The organism is Actinoalloteichus hoggarensis, from assembly GCF_002234535.1.
In the GTDB taxonomy this organism is placed as follows: Bacteria; Actinomycetota; Actinomycetes; order Mycobacteriales; family Pseudonocardiaceae; genus Actinoalloteichus_A; species Actinoalloteichus_A hoggarensis.
In genome coordinates this window covers 6,284,461-6,301,100 of record NZ_CP022521.1, presented here as the reverse complement: position 1 = coordinate 6,301,100, position 16,640 = coordinate 6,284,461, and the positions used below count along the sequence as shown (strand labels likewise).

General features: G+C 70.1%; 13 protein-coding genes and 3 tRNA genes. 11 read left to right on the top strand and 5 right to left on the bottom strand.

Annotated elements, in window-relative coordinates:
* Window positions 1–250: 250 nt before the first annotated feature.
* The 3 genes from AHOG_RS26815 to AHOG_RS26805 are packed head-to-tail and all read right to left on the bottom strand — an operon-like array spanning window position 251 to window position 3,095.
* Complete coding sequence (locus AHOG_RS26815; protein WP_093943787.1) at window positions 251–1,426, bottom strand: acyl-CoA dehydrogenase family protein; 1,176 nt, start codon at window positions 1,424–1,426, stop codon at window positions 251–253.
* Window positions 1,423–2,724, bottom strand: a complete 1,302-nt coding sequence (locus AHOG_RS26810) for a CaiB/BaiF CoA transferase family protein (RefSeq protein WP_093943786.1) — start codon at window positions 2,722–2,724, stop codon at window positions 1,423–1,425. Before AHOG_RS26810 ends, AHOG_RS26815 begins: the two co-directional genes overlap by 4 nt.
* Window positions 2,721–3,095, bottom strand: coding sequence for a DUF3870 domain-containing protein (locus AHOG_RS26805; protein ID WP_093943785.1), 375 nt, complete (start codon window positions 3,093–3,095; stop codon window positions 2,721–2,723). Before AHOG_RS26805 ends, AHOG_RS26810 begins: the two co-directional genes overlap by 4 nt.
* Window positions 3,096–3,537: 442 nt before the next feature.
* On the opposite strand from AHOG_RS26805, the gene AHOG_RS26800 reads away from it, so the two are divergent.
* The gene (locus tag AHOG_RS26800) at window positions 3,538–4,710 is read left to right on the top strand and encodes an LCP family protein (protein WP_245856462.1); all 1,173 of its coding nucleotides are present in this window, start codon (window positions 3,538–3,540) and stop codon (window positions 4,708–4,710) included.
* Between the two features lie 143 nt (window positions 4,711–4,853).
* Here AHOG_RS26800 and AHOG_RS26795 read toward each other — a convergent pair whose 3' ends face one another.
* The gene (locus AHOG_RS26795; RefSeq protein ID WP_245856461.1) at window positions 4,854–5,192 is read right to left on the bottom strand and encodes a hypothetical protein; all 339 of its coding nucleotides are present in this window, start codon (window positions 5,190–5,192) and stop codon (window positions 4,854–4,856) included.
* A 1,674-nt stretch (window positions 5,193–6,866) separates the two neighbouring features.
* Here AHOG_RS26795 and AHOG_RS26780 point away from each other — a divergent pair.
* From AHOG_RS26780 to AHOG_RS26745, 8 genes are all read left to right on the top strand, one after another.
* Window positions 6,867–6,939 (top strand) — tRNA-Glu (locus tag AHOG_RS26780).
* A 24-nt stretch (window positions 6,940–6,963) separates the two neighbouring features.
* Window positions 6,964–7,037: transfer RNA gene (locus tag AHOG_RS26775), tRNA-Asp, on the top strand.
* A gap of 34 nt (window positions 7,038–7,071) precedes the next feature.
* Window positions 7,072–7,148 (top strand) — tRNA-Phe (locus tag AHOG_RS26770).
* Between the two features lie 1,299 nt (window positions 7,149–8,447).
* A complete protein-coding gene (locus tag AHOG_RS26765; protein WP_425427610.1) occupies window positions 8,448–9,938 on the top strand; it encodes a sugar transferase in 1,491 nt (496 codons plus the stop codon).
* Window positions 9,935–11,191, top strand: coding sequence for a class I SAM-dependent methyltransferase (locus tag AHOG_RS26760; protein WP_093944849.1), 1,257 nt, complete (start codon window positions 9,935–9,937; stop codon window positions 11,189–11,191). Before AHOG_RS26765 ends, AHOG_RS26760 begins: the two co-directional genes overlap by 4 nt.
* On the top strand, window positions 11,188–12,024 hold the full coding sequence (locus AHOG_RS26755; protein WP_093943782.1) for a glycosyltransferase family protein: 837 nt from the start codon (window positions 11,188–11,190) through the stop codon (window positions 12,022–12,024). Before AHOG_RS26760 ends, AHOG_RS26755 begins: the two co-directional genes overlap by 4 nt.
* A complete protein-coding gene (locus tag AHOG_RS26750; RefSeq protein ID WP_093943781.1) occupies window positions 12,024–12,683 on the top strand; it encodes a PIG-L deacetylase family protein in 660 nt (219 codons plus the stop codon). The genes AHOG_RS26755 and AHOG_RS26750 overlap by 1 nt, the downstream gene beginning before the upstream one ends.
* Window positions 12,671–13,708, top strand: a complete 1,038-nt coding sequence (locus AHOG_RS26745; protein ID WP_093943780.1) for an NAD-dependent epimerase/dehydratase family protein — start codon at window positions 12,671–12,673, stop codon at window positions 13,706–13,708. Before AHOG_RS26750 ends, AHOG_RS26745 begins: the two co-directional genes overlap by 13 nt.
* A gap of 230 nt (window positions 13,709–13,938) precedes the next feature.
* Here the strand turns inward: AHOG_RS26745 and AHOG_RS26740 are convergent, their stop codons facing one another.
* A complete protein-coding gene (locus tag AHOG_RS26740; RefSeq protein ID WP_093943779.1) occupies window positions 13,939–14,484 on the bottom strand; it encodes a dTDP-4-dehydrorhamnose 3,5-epimerase family protein in 546 nt (181 codons plus the stop codon).
* A gap of 29 nt (window positions 14,485–14,513) precedes the next feature.
* Between AHOG_RS26740 and AHOG_RS26735 the strand changes: the two genes are divergently transcribed.
* Window positions 14,514–15,674 (top strand): class I SAM-dependent methyltransferase, encoded by a 1,161-nt coding sequence (locus AHOG_RS26735; protein WP_093944848.1) that lies wholly within the window; start codon window positions 14,514–14,516, stop codon window positions 15,672–15,674.
* Window positions 15,674–16,639, top strand: coding sequence for a glycosyltransferase (locus AHOG_RS26730; RefSeq protein ID WP_093943778.1), 966 nt, complete (start codon window positions 15,674–15,676; stop codon window positions 16,637–16,639). The genes AHOG_RS26735 and AHOG_RS26730 overlap by 1 nt, the downstream gene beginning before the upstream one ends.
* Window position 16,640 lies beyond the last annotated feature (1 nt).

Here is a 16,640-nt window from a genome sequence, read left to right as displayed (position 1 = left end):
GGTGCCGGGACGGCGGGCCGTCAGTCGGGTCGGATCAGAATCAGGTCGAATCAGGGTCGGGGCTGATCGGAGACGTAGCGGACCGGAGACGAGGCCTGCATGGAGGCCGCCCCGAGAAGCGGGACCGGATCTCCGCCCGCCCCGGCCGCGGCCCGCTCCCGGCGGACCGCGGCGGCGTCGCTTCGGGGCCGCCCCCATCCCGGCGGCTCGACCGCGTCCGCCACCGCGGGCCGGAGCGACGACGGGCGGCTCAGCGGAAGGCGGGCAGCCCCGTCACCGCCGCGCCCAACGACAGCGCGTGCATCTCCTCGGTGCCCTCGTAGGTCAGCACGGTCTCCAGGTTCGCCGCGTGTCGCATCACCGAGTATTCGACGGTGATCCCGTTCGCGCCGAGCACGCCTCGAGCGGTCCGAGCCACGGTCAACGCCTCGGAGACGTTGGCCAGCTTGCCGAAGCTGACCTGGGTGTGGTGCAGGCTTCCGGAGTCCTTGAGCCTGCCCAGATGCAAGGCGACCAACGCGGCCCGGTCCGACGCGACCAGCATGTCCGCCAGCTTGCGCTGGGTGAGCTGGAAGGCCGCGATCGGCTTGCCGAACTGCTCCCGTGACAGGCTGTACTCCAGGGCGGCCTGATAACACGCCCGCGCCGCACCTGCCGCGCCCCAGGCGATTCCGTACCGAGCCTCGTTCAGACAGCTCAGCGGACCCCGCAGCCCGATGACCTCGGGGAACACCGCGTCGGCAGGCAGCCGCACTCCGGTGAGCACCAGCTCGGCCGTCACCGAGGCCCGCAACGAGAGCTTGCCGTGCACCTCGTTCGCGGCGAAGCCGGGCGTGTCCGTCGGCACCACGAAGCCTCGGATGCCCTCGTCGGTCTGCGCCCAGACCACCGCCACGTCCGCCAGCGTCCCGTTGGTGATCCACATCTTGCTGCCGTCGAGCACCCAGTCGGTGCCGTCCCGGCGGGCCCTCGTCCGCATCGAGCCCGGGTCCGAACCCGCGTCGGCCTCGGTCAGACCGAAGCAGCCGATCGCGTCCCCGGCGGCCATTCGAGGCAGCCAGGCCTGCTTCTGCTCCTCCGACCCCCAGCGGTGGATCGCGAACATCGCGAGCGACCCCTGAACCGAGACGAAGCTGCGCAGCCCGGAGTCCACGGCCTCCAGCTCACGACAGGCCAGGCCGTAAGCCGTGGCACTCGCCCCGGCGCAGCCGTAGCCGTTCAGGTGCATCCCGAGCAGGCCCAGCGAGCCGAACTCCTTCGCCAGCTCCGTGGGGAGCCTGCCGTCCTCGTACCACTGGGCCACGGCGGGGGAGAGCCGATCGGCGGCGAAGCGCCGCACCAGGTCGCGGACGTCGCGCTCCTCGTCGGTGAGCTGACCGTCGACATCGAGGAAGTCACGGGGATCTGGGGTGGTGGACCTGCTCATCTGCACTCCGTCTCTGTTGTCGGCGTGGGGACGTCCTGGGCATGGCCGGTGTCGTCGGCGCTCACCGGGATCGCGTCGGCGGCTCCGACGTCGGTCGGGGCGATGATCGACCGGGCTCGTAACGCGGCTCGCCGCGCCGCGTCGACTCCGAGTTCGGCGAGCACCTCGTCGGTGTGCTCGCCGAGCAGCGGGGGAGGCGTGTCGGTGAGCGAGTCGGCATCGGCGAGGGCGAATCCGGGTCGCACGGTCTCCCACGGTCCGACAGCGGGGTGCCGGAGGGTCGCGACGGCGCTCGAACCCGCGTCCCGCAGGGCGGCGAGCACACCGTTGACCGGGCTCGCAGGCACCCCGCCCGCGCGCAGCGCCTCGGCCCACTCGGCCGTGGTCCGCCCGAGGAACTCCACGGCCAGCTCGTCGACCAGCATCGTCCGATGCCGAACCCGATCGGAGTTGCGCGTGAAGCGGGGATCGTCGGCGAGATCCGGGCGGCGCAGGACCGTGCACAGCCGTCGATAGAGCTGATCGTTGCCCGCCGCGACCATCACCACGCCGTCCCGCGTCTCGAAGGTCTGATACGGGACGATGCTGGGGTGCGCGTTGCCGTGTCTGCCCGGCTCCGTGTCCGTGATCAGGGCGTTCTGCGCCACGTTGACCAGTCCGGACAGCGCCGAGCCCAGCAGCGAGACCGTGACGTGCTCGCCGTGGCCGGTCTGCTCGCGGCGGCGCAGGGCCGCCAGGATCGCGGTGGAGGCGTTGAGCCCGGCGAGCACGTCCACCAGCGCGACGCCGATCTTGGTCGGTGATCCCGTCGCGTCTCCGGTGACCGCCATCAGGCCGCTCTGCGCCTGGATCGCGGCGTCGAAGCCCGCGTCGGCCGCCTGCGGATGTCCTGCCGGATAGGCGCTGATCGAGCAGTACACCAGGTGCGGGACGGCCGCCCGCACCTGTTCGTGGCCCAGGCCGAGTCGAGCCGCACCGCCGGGGCGGAAGTTCTCGACGACGACGTCGGCCGCGGCGCAGAGCCGCAGCGCGAGATCGCGTCCCGGCGGGCTGGCCAGGTCCAGGCCGATGCTGCGCTTGCCCCGATTCACGGCGAGGAAGTAGGCGGACTCGCCCGCGACCGATGGTGGCGCCCAGTACCGCGTGTCGTCGCCGCGCACCGGATGCTCCACCTTGATCACCTCGGCGCCGAGGTCGGCGAGCAGCATGGTGGCGTACGGGCCCGCCAGCACTCGCGACAGGTCGAGCACTCGAATGCCCGCGAGCGGCCCGCCGCCCGGGTCGCTGGTGGTCGTCACGAGTCCATCCGATCGGTGCTCAGGTGCACGCAGTTCTCCATGCACCGTCGGAGCGCGGTGAGCAGCGCGGGTCCCGACTGGCCGTGGTAGCGCTCACGCACCGCGTCGAGGATCGCCGCGGGCTCGGTGAACACCGAGCGGTTCTCGACGAGAGAACGGAAGAAGTCGGTGCCGAGACGGGTGAGCAGGGTCGTGTCCGCGGCCGCTATCAGGCCGGTGCGTCGGTCGACGACCAGGACGACGCCGATCCGCTCGTACTGGGAATGACCCGCGACGCTGTCGGGCAGCCTGGCGTAGCCCGAGGTCAGGACCAGGTCGTCGCCGTCGAGCAACGCCTGGCGCAGGCGGTCGGACAGTCGATCGTCGGACATGCACCCTCCACAACACGAGTAGACCCGTCTCGGTGATCACGGGCATCGTGACCCTCGACGGGCTCGGTCGCTGGAGGACTCGCGCCACTGCCGGCATCGAGGCGCGAGGCGTCCGACACCGACGGCGAGAGGGCAGCCGTGCTCAGGATGCCTGGTGCCCGGCCCGGCCGTCAACGGCCCGTGGGCGCCGTGCGTGCTGGTGCGTGCCCCGATGTCGGCAGGGCCGTCGAGCCCCACTCGGCAGCGGCGTCGCGGCCTGCCGCGAGAACGCACGGGGAGCGGTGGTCGGGCTCGGCGGTGTGACCGGGGCGGACTGACGGGCAGAGATCGACAACCCTCGGTGATCGCGGAGGCAACCTCATAGGCGAGGATGCGTCTTGTTGTGTAGGAAGCCTTCAGTCGGAGGCTTCTCCGCCGAAATCGACCGACGGATGCGAAACGCATGAGTGGCAGATGGGACGGCAGGCCCGAGCCGGGCCGACGACCGCCGACGGACCGCACCGCGATGATGCCGGAGGCGGGCTCTCGGCAGGGGCCTTACTCGCGACCGCGGCAGAACCAGTACTCGCGGCAGCGGCAGGGCCCGCCGACGCCCCCGTACGGGTCTCCCCTGCCCGCTCGCGAGCGGGAGCCGATACGCAGACCGCCGCCGCGTCGGAAGAAGCCGAGGTGGGGCAGGCGGATCGGCGTGTTCCTGCTCGTCATCCTGTTGGCGGTGGGCGGGCTCGTCTTCTGGATCGACTCCAGGCTCACCCGCGAGGAGGCGCTGGCCGACTACCCGGGCAGGCCTGCCGAGACGGCCGGGACGAACTGGCTGATCGTCGGCTCGGACAGCCGTGAGGGCTTGGACGAGGATCAGCAGTCGGACCTGGCGACCGGGCAGGCGGCGGGCAGACGCACCGACACCATCATGCTGTTGCACATCCCGGACAACGATGTGGCGCCGACGCTGCTCAGTCTGCCGCGTGACTCGTTCGTCCCGATCGAGGGCTACGACGCGAACCGGATCAACGCCGCGTTCGCCTTCGGGGGACCGCAGCTGCTGGCCAGGACCGTCGAGACCGCGACCGGACTGCGCATCGATCACTATGCCGAGGTCGGCTTCAGCGGATTCGCGGGCATCGTCGAGTCGGTCGGCGGCGTGGAGATGTGCATCGACGAGCCGATGCAGGACCCGCTGGCCGGTCTGGATCTTCAGGCGGGCTGTCAGGAGCTCGACGGTGCGCAGGCGTTGGGCTATGTCCGCACCCGTGCCAGCGCGCTCGGCGACCTGGATCGTGTCGAGCGGCAGCGCGAGTTCCTCTCGGCCCTGATGCAGAAGGCCACGAGCCCCGGTGTGCTGTTCAACCCGTTCCGCAGCATCCCGCTGGCCCTGGACACCGCGGAACTGGCCATCGTCGGCGAGGACGACCACATCTGGCATCTCGGCGGGCTGGCCTTCGCCATGCGCAGCTTCGTCAACGGGGAGGGCGTGACCACGACCGTTCCCTTTGGCGGCTTCGGTCAGGAGCGTGGGATGTCGGTCGTCTACTGGGACGAGGCCAAGAGCCAGGAGCTGTTCAGCGCGTTGGCCGAGGACCGGCCGGTGCCCGCGGAGCTGATCGTCACCGAGTGACCGGATCGGGGCCGGAATCGGCCCCGGCAAGCACCGAAGGCCGTCACCAGTGGTGACGGCCTTCGTCATTCTCGGGGGAGGAAGCGGGTGGGGGTGTGGATCGATCGGATCCGGCGGGGTCTTCGGGGGACGCCGGGATCGACTCAGAGGCTGCCCTGAAGGGTCGCCTGCGGGGCGGGGATCCAACGCTGCTCCTGCTGGCGTGCCTCCCAGGCGAGCCGTTGCAGCAGCCAGTCTTGGAGCAGCTCGCGCGGCGAGGTCTCCAGCTCCTCGGCGAGACTGTGGAGCTGCTCGTTGGCGTTGATGGGCAGTCGAAGCTGGTAGACGCCCGCGCCGCCGAAGCGACTGCCGGTCGCCGTGGTCTCCAGGTCGCTCTCTGGAGCGAGTGCGGCCAGGTAGGACTCCAGCTCGGTGTCCTGCTGCACGGCGGCTTCGTCAGCCGGGGGGCGGTGTCGACCGTTCTTGATTCGTCCAAAAGCCACGGCGGACACGATAACGAAACGGTTGCGGGCTTGTGTCGAGATGTGATGGCGACCACAGGCCCGTCTCGGGCGGTCGCGATCTTCCGCGGTCGGGTCCGAAAAGGAGAAGCCCCCGCGCCAGGGGGAGGAGCGCGGGGGCTTGGAGGGGGGAATCTCCACAGTTGCTGACTGGGGGTGTGTCAGCAACGAGATTCTTGCACGGTCCATCGCGGGATGGCACCCACTTCGCCGATATTTCGTTACCTTTTGTTTATCCCGGCGGTCGGGGGCGGGCACGGCGCTGTCCGCCGCACTGCGGAACCTGCGGCGGCTTCGAGGCAGCCTGCGGAGTTTCACCAGGTGAGAAGGTCCGTCCGTGTCGAGCACTCGGAGGCCGGGCCGGGCCGAGCCGAGGAGCGACAGCCCGACCGGTTCCCGACGTCGATCGTTGATCACGGCCCGACACCCCGGCGTGTCGGACGAAGCGCACCGGGCGACGTCGTCGAGGTCGGACGTCCATCGCCGCTCGGCTCGGCCGCGGGCGATCAGCCAGGAAAGTGCTTCCATTCCCTCGAACGGGCGTGGTTCCTCGCGGAACGCCTGGTAGGGCCCTCACCCGCGGGTGGCCGTCCTCTCTATCGGGTGACGAGTCGCTGAACCGGAGCCGAACAGTGCCTCCGTCGACCGGCTCGCGGCGTCCGCGGTCCGCTGGAGGTGACGGCGGGTTTGACCGGAGTGATTCGGCGGGGAGGGACATCGCGGCGCGCCACCGGATTCCGTCGCCGGGCGGCGGTGTGGTCGGGCCCTCGCCGCGTCCCGCCGGGGGCCCGGCCCGCAGCCGAGATCGGGGGCGGCTCGGTGTGGTGAAGCCGATCTTCAGGGGCATCGGCTTAGCGATCTTTGTGACCGAGAGTAGTTCTCTGGGCGTGCTGAATCACTCTGCGGGGGGCTGCGGGGGTCTGGGCGGACAGATAATCTGCGGCCGAAGCCGAGTCGGGGAGGCACCATGAACGGGTCGCTTGACGTGCGAAAGTTCTTGTGGCAGACCGAAGATCAATTCGATCGGACGACTCCTGCGGTGCCCGCACAACGCAACGGAGAGTCACCGCGTATTTCCGAAGGCCAAGTGCATCGGGCGCGGGTCGCGGTGGCGCGAGGCGCCCATGGTGTCGAGGACTGTCGGATGTTGCTGGACATGCTCGGACTCACGCCGGGCGAGGACGGCGTCCCCCCGGTGCGACGCTAGCGACCTCGACGGAGCGTGCGGGTACCGGAGGCGGGTGCGCCCTCGTTCCGACGTGCCGTCGGGGAGTCGGACCGTCGATCACCGACGGTGATCGACATCGAGGTCGTGTCGGCGTCGGCGTCGGTGTCGACCCGTCATCGTCGGCTCGCCGGTCCTTGCCCTTCTTCGAAGTGACGAGGGCCACTGAGAGTCGGTTCGACGAAGGACGCGGGCGGGCGTCGTCGGAGGCCCGAAGCCGGCGGAGGGCGGAGTTCGACGCAGATGGGCGCCTGACCTGCGAAGACGTCGTCGAGATCAGCCGATCGCGCCGGAGATCGACGGTCGACGAGCCGCAGCGCGAAACGCTGTGACCACCCGCTTTGTCATCTGTCGATGATGTGTTCTAAGCTATCGTCGCTCCCAACGAACACCGTTGGAAAGCGAGGTCGGGTCGGACCCGAGTCGGCCCCGCTCCCATCGTCTAGCGGCCTAGGACTCCGCCCTTTCAAGGCGGCAGCGCGGGTTCGAATCCCGTTGGGAGCACGCTTTACACTAGGCCAGAACATTGGCCCCGTGGCGCAGTTGGTTAGCGCGCCGCCCTGTCACGGCGGAGGTCGCGGGTTCGAGTCCCGTCGGGGTCGCAACAGCAAACGGCTGGTACAGCCGGGAGCGAACGGCCAGGTAGCTCAGTTGGTACGAGCGTCCGCCTGAAAAGCGGAAGGTCGCCGGTTCGATCCCGGCCCTGGCCACCAGGGTTGAACTGCTCAGACAAGCCCCCACCCGATCGGGTGGGGGCTTTGCCGTTATGGCTCTGTGCCGACCGCCGGGCCCGGCGGCCCGACCCTGCTTCGCCGGTCGGCTCTGCCCACCGCCTGCCGCAGGCCGCTCCGGAGACGACCGCACCTCCGGAGAGCGGGGCCGCACCTTGCCGAGCGGATCGCCGTGCTTGTTCATCCCGGCCCCGAGCACGCCGCCTGCCGGGTAAGTCGTCGGCTCTCCGCCCTGGTCCGTCGCTCAGCAGCCGGAGCCCTCTCGGCCCCGCGCCGTCGGTATCCCGGCCCGCTCGGCCGGGTGAGTGACACCCCGGTGTCCGGTGAGCCGCCGCGTCTCGGATGAGGCGGAGCGTGGGCGTCGCCCCTGGACGCCGCGGCCGAGATCAGCCGGTCGCCGACACCGCGGCCGTCCGCTCGTCCGTCGAGCCTTGACCGCCGGTGCGGGCCGACGAACGTCGTGGCGGCCCGCGTCCTCCGGACCGGTGTCCGAAGGAGGGCCGGTGCCCCGGCGGATGTCCTCGGGCGGGTATGAAAGCCGCCGGCGGGCATGCCTGTGCTCACTGCTTCGAGGACGTCCTGAGCCCGGGTTCGCGGCGCCGGCCTCGGCGGTGTTCCCCGCGCGCGGGCATGCGGCGAGATCGGGTCGACGGAACGGGCGAGAGCGAATCCGGTGGTCGTCTCGGCGCCTGTGGGGCGCCGAAGAACCGAGCCGTATTCGAGTAGGGCCGGTCCGGTGCATTACGGTGCCATTCCGACTGCTTGCGATGACATCTCGTCTATTTCCCGGCATTGCCAACATATCAATGCCGTAACACCTTGACGTGTCGCGTCGGAAAGCTGGTGATCACCGATTGTCGACGCGGATCAGACCAATTGCCTCGTCCTCAGTCGAGTGCCGCAGAAACCGGTCGTATTCTGCCGCGAGATCGATTGCTATGGGTGACTGAAGTCGCTGAACAGTGTGGTCTCGGGTTGATCCAATGGATGAGGCGGGCAGCGGTTCTCCGGCCGTCAACCGTGCTCGGCGGATGTTTCACTGCTTTCGCAGCACTAGCAGCCCTCCTCCAAGACGAAGGAATCTCCCAGCCGTGATGGCGACCCGTACGGGGACGGGATACCAGCCGCTGTGCAGGCCACAGCCGCCACAGGGGGAACCGACGTCGAGGGTGTCGCAGCCCTGGTGTCGGTTACCCGGTCGGTGTTCACGCCGCGCTTCGTCGACGTGTTCGATCCTGCGGACAGAAACGGGTGAGAAGCCAGGTGAACGACAGGCAGACGGTGACGGAGGCCCCGAGCGACCTCCGGCTTGACGTCATCCCCGTAGCGCTCCGGCCTCCCGCCGACACCTGGGAACGGCGACATCGACGCGACGTCGTCATCGCCGACCACGTGACGACACTGGTGGTGGTGATCAGTGCCGCCGTCCTGATGACCGGGCGGCCCGGCTCGGCCGCGGGGGCCTGGGGCGGCCTGGCCGTGTTCCTCGCGGCGGGTACGACGGCGGTGTGCGTGCTCGGCGCTCTCATGGCGGCGCGCGCCTGGGAACCACGCGGTCTCGGGCACGGCGCGGAGGAGTACCGCCGGGTAGGTCGAGCCCTGCTCGGCACCATGCTCCTGCTGGCGCTGATCGGCTTCGCCTTCCAACTCGCCGTGCTGCGGCCCTGGATCTTCGTGGTCGTGCCCTCGATCGGGGTCCTCGGCTTCCCCGTGCGCTACGTACTCCGGCAGGCGCTGCATCGCCGCAGACGCGCCGGGCACTGCCTGCTGCCCGTGCTCGCCGCCGGGGGCGTCGAGGCGCTCGGCGAGCTGATCAGCCGCACACGCCGTGAGCCGCACAACGGCTGGCGGATCGAGGGCGTCTGCATCGCTCGCGACAGCTGGTCGGGGCTCGCCGCCTGGGAGCGCGGCGAGATCGACGGGGTCCCCGTCGTCGGCACGATCGACGAGCTGGCCGACCGCGTCGGCGGCGGCGACTACCGGGTCGTGGCCCTGGCCCCCGATCCCTACTGGACGCCGGGCCGGATTCAGCGCCTCGCCTGGCAGCTGGAGGGAAGTCAGGCCGAGATGGTCGTCGCGCCGATGCTGCTGGAGGTCACGGGGCCGAGGCTCAACGTCTCGCCGGTCTTCGGCCTGCCGCTGCTCTGGGTCAGTCAGCCGGTCTTCACCGGGGCGAAGCGGGTGGTGAAGGACTGCGTCGATCGGGTCCTCGCCGTGCTCCTGCTCCTGCTGGCCGCGCCGCTGTTCGTCGTCATCGCCGTGCTCGTGCTGCTCGACGGCGGCGGGCCCGTGCTGTACCGCCAACGCCGAGTCGGTCGAGAGGGCCGCATGTTCACCATGATCAAGTTTCGGTCGATGGTCCCGGACGCGCACCTGCTGCGCACAGGCATGGCTCAGAACAACCAGGGTGCCGGGCCGCTGTTCAAGCTGCGGCGCGACCCCAGGGTCACGCGCATCGGAGCGTTCCTCCGTCGCTATTCGATCGACGAGCTGCCCCAGCTCTTCAACGTCGTCGCCGGGACGATGTCGCTGGTCGGCCCGCGCCCGCCGCTGCCGGAGGAGGTCGAGCACTACGACCCGGCTGCTCGGCGCAGGCTGCTGGTCAAGCCGGGACTCACCGGCCTCTGGCAGGTCAGCGGACGCAGCGATCTCTCGTGGGAGGAGTCCGTCCGACTGGATCTGCGCTACGTGGAGAACTGGTCGCTGGCCCTCGACTTCGTGATCTTGTGGAAGACGGTGTGGGCCGTCATCCGGGGCCAGGGGGCGTACTGATGAACTGCCGACTCTGTGGGCACTCCGACCTGGTCAGCATGGTGGACCTCGGCGCGACACCACCCTGCGAGCGATTCCTGACGCGCGAGCGGCTGGCGGAGCCGGAGCAGACCTATCCGCTGCACCTGCGTGTCTGCTCCGCGTGTCTGCTCGCCCAGCTGCCCGCGCTGATCACGCCCGAGGACACGTTCACCGAGTACGCCTACTTCTCCTCCTTCTCGACGTCCTGGGTGGCCCATGCGGAGCGCTTCGTCGCCGAGACCGTCCGACGGCTCGGGCTCGGCACGGACTCCTACGTCGTCGAGGCGGCCAGCAACGACGGCTACCTGCTCTCCCACGTGGTGCGGCGCGGCATCCGATGCCTCGGCATCGAGCCGTCGGCCAACGTCGGCGCCGCGGCTCGGGAGAACGGCGTCCCGACGCTGACGGAGTTCCTCGGCGAGGACGTCGGCAGGCGGCTGCGCGCCGAGCACGGCCCGGCCGACCTGGTGGTGGCCAACAACGTCTACGCCCACGTTCCGGACCTGCTCGACTTCACGGCCGGCCTGCGGGCGCTGGTGGCCGACGACGGCTGGATCAGCATCGAGGTGCAACACCTGCTCAGCCTCGTCCGGCATCGGCAGTTCGACACGATCTACCACGAGCACTTCCAGTACTACACGGTCCGTTCGGCGCAGCAGGCGTTGGCGACGGGCGGCCTGGCGGTCGTCGACGTCGAGACGCTGCCGACGCACGGCGGCTCGATCCGGTTGTGGGTCAGGCCCGTCGCCGTCGCGGGCCCGCCCTCGCCGCGAATGTCGGCGGTGCTCGCCGCCGAGGCCGAGGCAGGGATGCACGCCCTCGCAGGTCACACCGGATTCGGCGCCGCGGTGGCGGCGCTGCGGCGACAGCTTCTCGGGTTCCTGCTCGACGCGGCCCGCGAGGGGCGCACCGTGGTCGGCTACGGCGCTCCCGGCAAGGGCAACACCCTGCTGAACCACTGCGGGATTCGCACCGACCTGCTGCGGTACACCGTCGACCGGAATCCCTACAAACACGGCAGATTCACGCCCGGCATGCGGATTCCCGTTCTGCCGCCGGAACAGATCGCCGTGGATCGACCCGACTACGTGCTCGTGCTGCCGTGGAATCTGCGGGCGGAGCTGACCGAGGCGTTGCGGTACATCGGCGAGTGGGGCGGCCGACTCGTCTTCCCGATCCCGGAACTCGACGTGGTGGCCGCGAACCCCCGAAGGATGAGGAGTGTCCGGTGAAGGTCGTGCTGTTCTGCGGCGGCTACGGAATGCGGATGCGCAACGGGACCGCCGACGATCTGCCCAAGCCCATGCACGCCGTCGGCCCGCGTCCGCTGCTCTGGCACGTGATGCGGTACTACGCGCACTTCGGCCACACCGATTTCATCCTGTGTCTCGGCTACGGCGCGCGCCACATCAAGAACTTCTTCCTCGACTACGCCGAGACGGATTCGAACGACTTCGTGCTGCGCGACGGAACGGTCCGGCTCCACTCGACCGACATCAGCGGCTGGAACATCGAGTTCGTTCACACCGGGCTCGCCTCCAGCATCGGGGAACGGCTGCGCCGCGTCCGGCACCTGCTGGCGGACGACGAGGTGTTCCTGGCGAACTACGCGGACGTGCTCACCGACGCGCCGCTGGACGACCTGATCGACCGCTTCCACGCCGAAGGCGCGGTCGCCGCGATGCTCGTGGTTCCGCCGCAGTCGTCGTTCCACTGCGTCGAGCTCGGCGAACGGTCCATGGTCAGCGCCGTCACCCCGGTGAGCAGCCTGCCGATCTGGGAGAACGGCGGCTACTTCGTCCTGCGCCGTGAGGTCTTCGACCACCTGCCCGCGGGCGGTGACCTGGTGGACGGCGCCTGCGCCGAACTGGCCAAGCGCGGCGAGCTGCTCGCCTACCCGTATCGCGGTTTCTGGCAGCCCGCCGACACGGTCAAGGAACGGGCGGCGCTGGAGAACGCCTACCTCTTGGGTGACCGGCCGTGGATGCTCTGGGACTCCGATCGGCCCGCCGACCACGAGGCTCCCTCCGGGCAGACGGCGGCCCGCGTCGGGATCGAACGCTGATGCGCGGGCTGCGACTGACCGACGTTCATGAGGTCGCCGTCCTCGGGGCGCACTGTGACGACATCGCGATCGGCGCGGGCGGCACGCTGCTCTCCCTCTGTCGCGGGGTGCCGGGGCTTCGGGTGACCGCGATGGTGCTCAGCGGCGGCGACACCGGACGGGAGGTCGAGGAGAAGGCGGCGCTCACGGCGTTCTGCCCCGGTGCGCGACTGGACCTGCGGGTGCTCAGGCTCCCGGACGGGCGGGTGCCCGCGCACTGGTCGGTGGCGAAGGACGAACTGGAGCGGCTGCGGCACGACTGCGATCCCGACCTCGTGGTCGGCCCGGCGCCCCATGACCGGCATCAGGACCACCGGACCCTGGCGAGGCTGATGCCGACCGTGTTTCGAGATCACCTCATCCTCGGTTACGAGATCCTCAAGTGGGACGCCGACCTCGCCCAGCCCTCCGTGTACCTCCCGATGACCGAGTCCGTGGCGAAGGCCAAGGCGGAGCTGCTCGTCGAGCATTACCCGTCCCAGCGGTCGCGGTCGTGGTTCCGCACGGAGACGTTCCTCGCCCTGGCCACGGTCCGTGGTGTGCAGTGCGGAAGCACCCATGCCGAGGCCTTCTTCACGAACAAGATCGTTGTGGAGGGAATCGACTCATGCGAGTTCTAGTCACCGGTCACCTCGGCTACCTGGGCGGAGTGATCGTCCCGGTGCTGATGGGCGGCGGGCATGAGGTCGTCGGGATGGACTCCGGTCTCTTCGCCGACTGTCTGCTCGGGCCCGCGGTCGCCGATCCGGGCGGACATCGGATCGACATCCGCGACGCCACGGAGGAGCAGTTCCGGGGCGTGGACGCCGTCGTGCACCTCGCGGCGTTGTCCAACGACCCGCTGGGGCATCTCGCGCCCGAGGTCACCTACGAGATCAACCACCACGCCTCGGTCCGGCTGGCCTGGTTGGCGAGGGAGGCGGGCGTCCGCCGGTTCCTCTACGCCTCGACGTGCTCGGTCTACGGGGCGGCGGGCGACGAACTGGTCACCGAGGAGGCCGCCCTGCGGCCCGTCACCCCGTACGCGGAGAGCAAGGTACGAGTGGAGGACGACCTGCGGGAGCTGGCCGACGAGCACTTCAGCCCGGTCTTCCTTCGCAACGCCACCGCGTTCGGCGCCTCGCCCCGGCAGCGGGTGGACATCGTGTTGAACAACCTCGTCGGGCACGCGATGCTCACCGGGACCGTGCGGGTTCTCTCCGACGGGTCTCCGTGGCGCCCGCTGGTCCACGTCCGCGACATCGCCGCGGCCTTCCTGGCCGCGTTGGAGGCACCGCGTCCCGCCGTGCACGCCGCCGCGTTCAACGTCGGGATCGCGACGAACAACCTGACCGTCGCGCAGATCGCGGAGCGGGTGGTGGCGGCGGTGCCGGGCTCCACGCTGCTCATCACCGGGGAGAACGGCCCCGACCCTCGGTCCTACCGCGTGGACTTCAGCCGAATTCGGGAGCGACTGCCTGCCTTCGCGCCGCGCTGGTCGGTCGGCGACGGTGCCGAAGAGCTGTATGCCACCTATCAGGCCTACGGCTTGACCTGGGCGGACTTCCACCAGCGCTTCACCAGGCTGGCCTGGCTGACCGGCCTGGCCGAGGCAGGCAGGCTCGCGGAGGACCTGCGCCCCGCCAAGTTCGCCTCGGCGCGATGAGCGTGCGGAGGGCGGTCCCGCCGTCGGCGGCCCGGTCAGCCGACGGTCCGCCGCCGGGTTCTTCGCGAGGCCGAGGTCCGCGCATCGTGCCGTCGTGGCCCGACTCAGCCGGCCGCCGGCCTGCGTACCGCTCGGCTTCGGATCTCGCCATCGTGCATGGTCTGCTTGCGAAGGCCGTGGTTCGGGCCGGTCCGACGCCTGCTCGGACTCACCTCGTCGCCGTGACCGCGTCAGCCGAGGGCGGTACGCAGGTCGGCCCAGGACCCCGCCGCCCGATCACGGTCACTGAGCACGCTGACCGGCAGCGGCCAGTCGATGCCCAGCTGCGGGTCGTCGTAGCGCACGGCGAGGTCCGCCGCCGGATCGTGCTCGGCGTCGATCCGATAGCACACGTCGGCCTCGTCGGTGAGCGCCTGGAAGCCGTGCAGCAGACCTGCCGGGACGAACAGATGCGCGAAGTCGCGGTCGTCGAGTCGGAACACGGCATGCCGACCGAAGGTCGCCGAGCCGGGACGGGCGTCGACCAGCACGTCGTGGACCGCACCTCGGGCGCAGCGCACGAGCTTCGACTCGCCGTGTCCCGACCGACCGTGCAGACCACGCAGCACTCCGCGTCGGGACCGGGACTGCGAGTCCTGCCGGAAACGGCTCGCGTCGATGCCGTGGTCGGCGGCGACGGCGATGTCGAAGGTCCTGGTGAACAGGCCGCGTCGATCGTGTCGGGGCTCGGGAAGGAACAGCAGGACACCGGGCAGATCGCTCGAGACCACTCGCATCCCGTCATTGTCCAGGATCGGTGGTCACGGTGAGTGCGCACTACTGTCGATACTGTGACGCCGGTGGGCTCGAGGTCGTGCTGGACCTCGGCGATCAGCCCGCCTGTGACGACTTCCCCCTGCTCACCGACACTCGGCCCGATCCGTTGTACTCCCTGCGGATGGGCATGTGCACCGCGTGCGGACTGGCCCAGCTCCTCGAGGACGACACGACCGCCGATGAACCACGCGGCATCGAATCCCATGCCCTCGTCCGGCAGTCCGAACAGGCCGTGGCCAGGGCCGCCGCCGCGGGGCTGCTGCCGAAGTCCGGCCGATTCGCCGAGTTCGGCAGTCCGCACGGCGGCTCCTGGGCCGGTCCGTTGTCGGACCGCGGTCTGATTCCGGCCGAGCCGGGTGAGCCCGCGGACCTGGTGCTGGACTGCTTCGGCCTGATGCACGAGCCCGCCCAGGCCGCCGCGCTGGCCCGCCGGGTCGACCGGCTCGCCGAGGGCGGGACCCTGCTCGTTCAGTTCCACTCCCTCGCGGCGATGCTGCGTGACGGCGAGTGGAACGTGCTGCGTCACGGCCATCACGCCTACTACTCGACGCCCGTGCTGGTGAACATGCTGGAGACGGTCGGGCTGGTGGTCCGGCGGGCCTGGACCTTCGACCTCTACGGCGGGACGGTGTTGCTGGCCTGCACTCGCGAGGGCAGGCAGTCCGACGGCGTGACCGCACTGGTGCGGGAGGAACGGGCGTTCGGCGTGCTGGACGCCGGCCAGGTGGGCCGGCTGCAACTCGCCATGGAGCGCGGCGCCCTGGAGCTGTGGTCCTGGCTGGAGCAGGCCTCGGGCAGCGGGTTGCGCATCCTCGGCTACGGCGCGGCGTCGCGATCGGTCGCACTGCTCTGCGCGGCGGGAGCAGGCCCCGGCCTGCTGCCTGCCGTCGTCGACGCCGCGGAGTCCAAGCACGGCAGGCGATTGCCGGGCGTCGGCATCCCGGTCGTGGGGCCGGAACGGCTGCGCGGCGACCGGCCGGACCTGGTGCTGCTGTTCGTTCCCGACCTGCTCGCCGAGGTCCGCGCCGCCTACCCGGAGGTCGAGGCCGCAGGCGGCCGTTGGGTGCGTGCCGACCACATCGGACTGGGCATCCGGGTCCCACTCGCCCGCGGTGCCGAGCCGTCGGTACTGGAGATGAGGGAGAGCTGATGAACGAGCACCCGCCTGTCCCCCGAACTCGGGCTCCCGGATTCATCGGGTCCGCCGCCCCGCCGGTCACCGTGGGCCTGCCGGTGTACAACGGCGAGGACTTCCTCGAACGGGCCCTCGATTCGCTGATCGGCCAACAGGGCGTCGACTTCGAGATCCACATCGCGGACAACCACTCGACCGACGCCACCGAGGAGATCTGTCGCGACTACGCGGCACGCGACGACCGCGTCCGCTATATCCGCCGCGGCAGCGACATCGGCGTGATGGCGAATCACAACCAACTGGTCCAGCAGGCCCGCAGCCCGTTCTTCGCGTGGTCGGGACACGACGACGTCTGGCTGCCCGACCGGCTCCGCCGTTGCCTGGACGCGCTCCTCGCCGAGCCTGCCGCCGTGCTCGCCAGCACGTCGGCGACCGAGATCGACGCGGCCGACCAGCCGGTGGGCAGCTGGCACAACCAGTGTCGCGTGGACCATCCCGACCCGGTGACCAGGTTGTTCGACCTGCTGTCCGTGCGGCATCACAACTACTACTGCTACGGGTTGATTCGTCGGACCGCGCTCGTCGAGACGATGCTCAATCCGCCGATCAAGGCGGGCGACCGGGTGCTGATCGCCGAACTGGCCCTGCGCGGACCGTTCGTCGACATCACCGACGAACTGCTGTTGCACCGCATGCATTCCGGACGGATCAGCCAGAGCGTCGGGCCCCGCGAGTTCTACCGCAGTCAATGCGGCGACCACGCCAAGACCATCGTGCTGCCCAACGTCGAGGAGGGCCGCTGGTTCCTCCGCGCGGTGCTGCGATCCCCGCTGCCGACGAGGGAACGGGCGCGTGCGCTCTACGCCCTGCGGCCGTGGCTGCGCGACAACGCGATGCCGATGGCGCGAAACCTGGCTCGGGCGGCGGTCGATGGTGCCCGGCTGCTCGCGGACGGCTCCCGGAGCGGGCCGAGGAGGTAAT

What these genes read in the sequence shown, in the direction of transcription:
- AHOG_RS26815 (WP_093943787.1), bottom strand. Translation starts at nt 1,426, where the DNA reads ATGAGCAGGTCCACCACCCCAGATCCCCGTGACTTCCTCGATGTCGAC.
- AHOG_RS26805 (WP_093943785.1), bottom strand. Translation starts at nt 3,095, where the DNA reads ATGTCCGACGATCGACTGTCCGACCGCCTGCGCCAGGCGTTGCTCGAC.
- AHOG_RS26800 (WP_245856462.1), top strand. Translation starts at nt 3,538, where the DNA reads ATGAGTGGCAGATGGGACGGCAGGCCCGAGCCGGGCCGACGACCGCCG.
- AHOG_RS26750 (WP_093943781.1), top strand. Translation starts at nt 12,024, where the DNA reads ATGCGCGGGCTGCGACTGACCGACGTTCATGAGGTCGCCGTCCTCGGG.
- AHOG_RS26745 (WP_093943780.1), top strand. Translation starts at nt 12,671, where the DNA reads ATGCGAGTTCTAGTCACCGGTCACCTCGGCTACCTGGGCGGAGTGATC.
- AHOG_RS26740 (WP_093943779.1), bottom strand. Translation starts at nt 14,484, where the DNA reads ATGCGAGTGGTCTCGAGCGATCTGCCCGGTGTCCTGCTGTTCCTTCCC.
- AHOG_RS26730 (WP_093943778.1), top strand. Translation starts at nt 15,674, where the DNA reads ATGAACGAGCACCCGCCTGTCCCCCGAACTCGGGCTCCCGGATTCATC.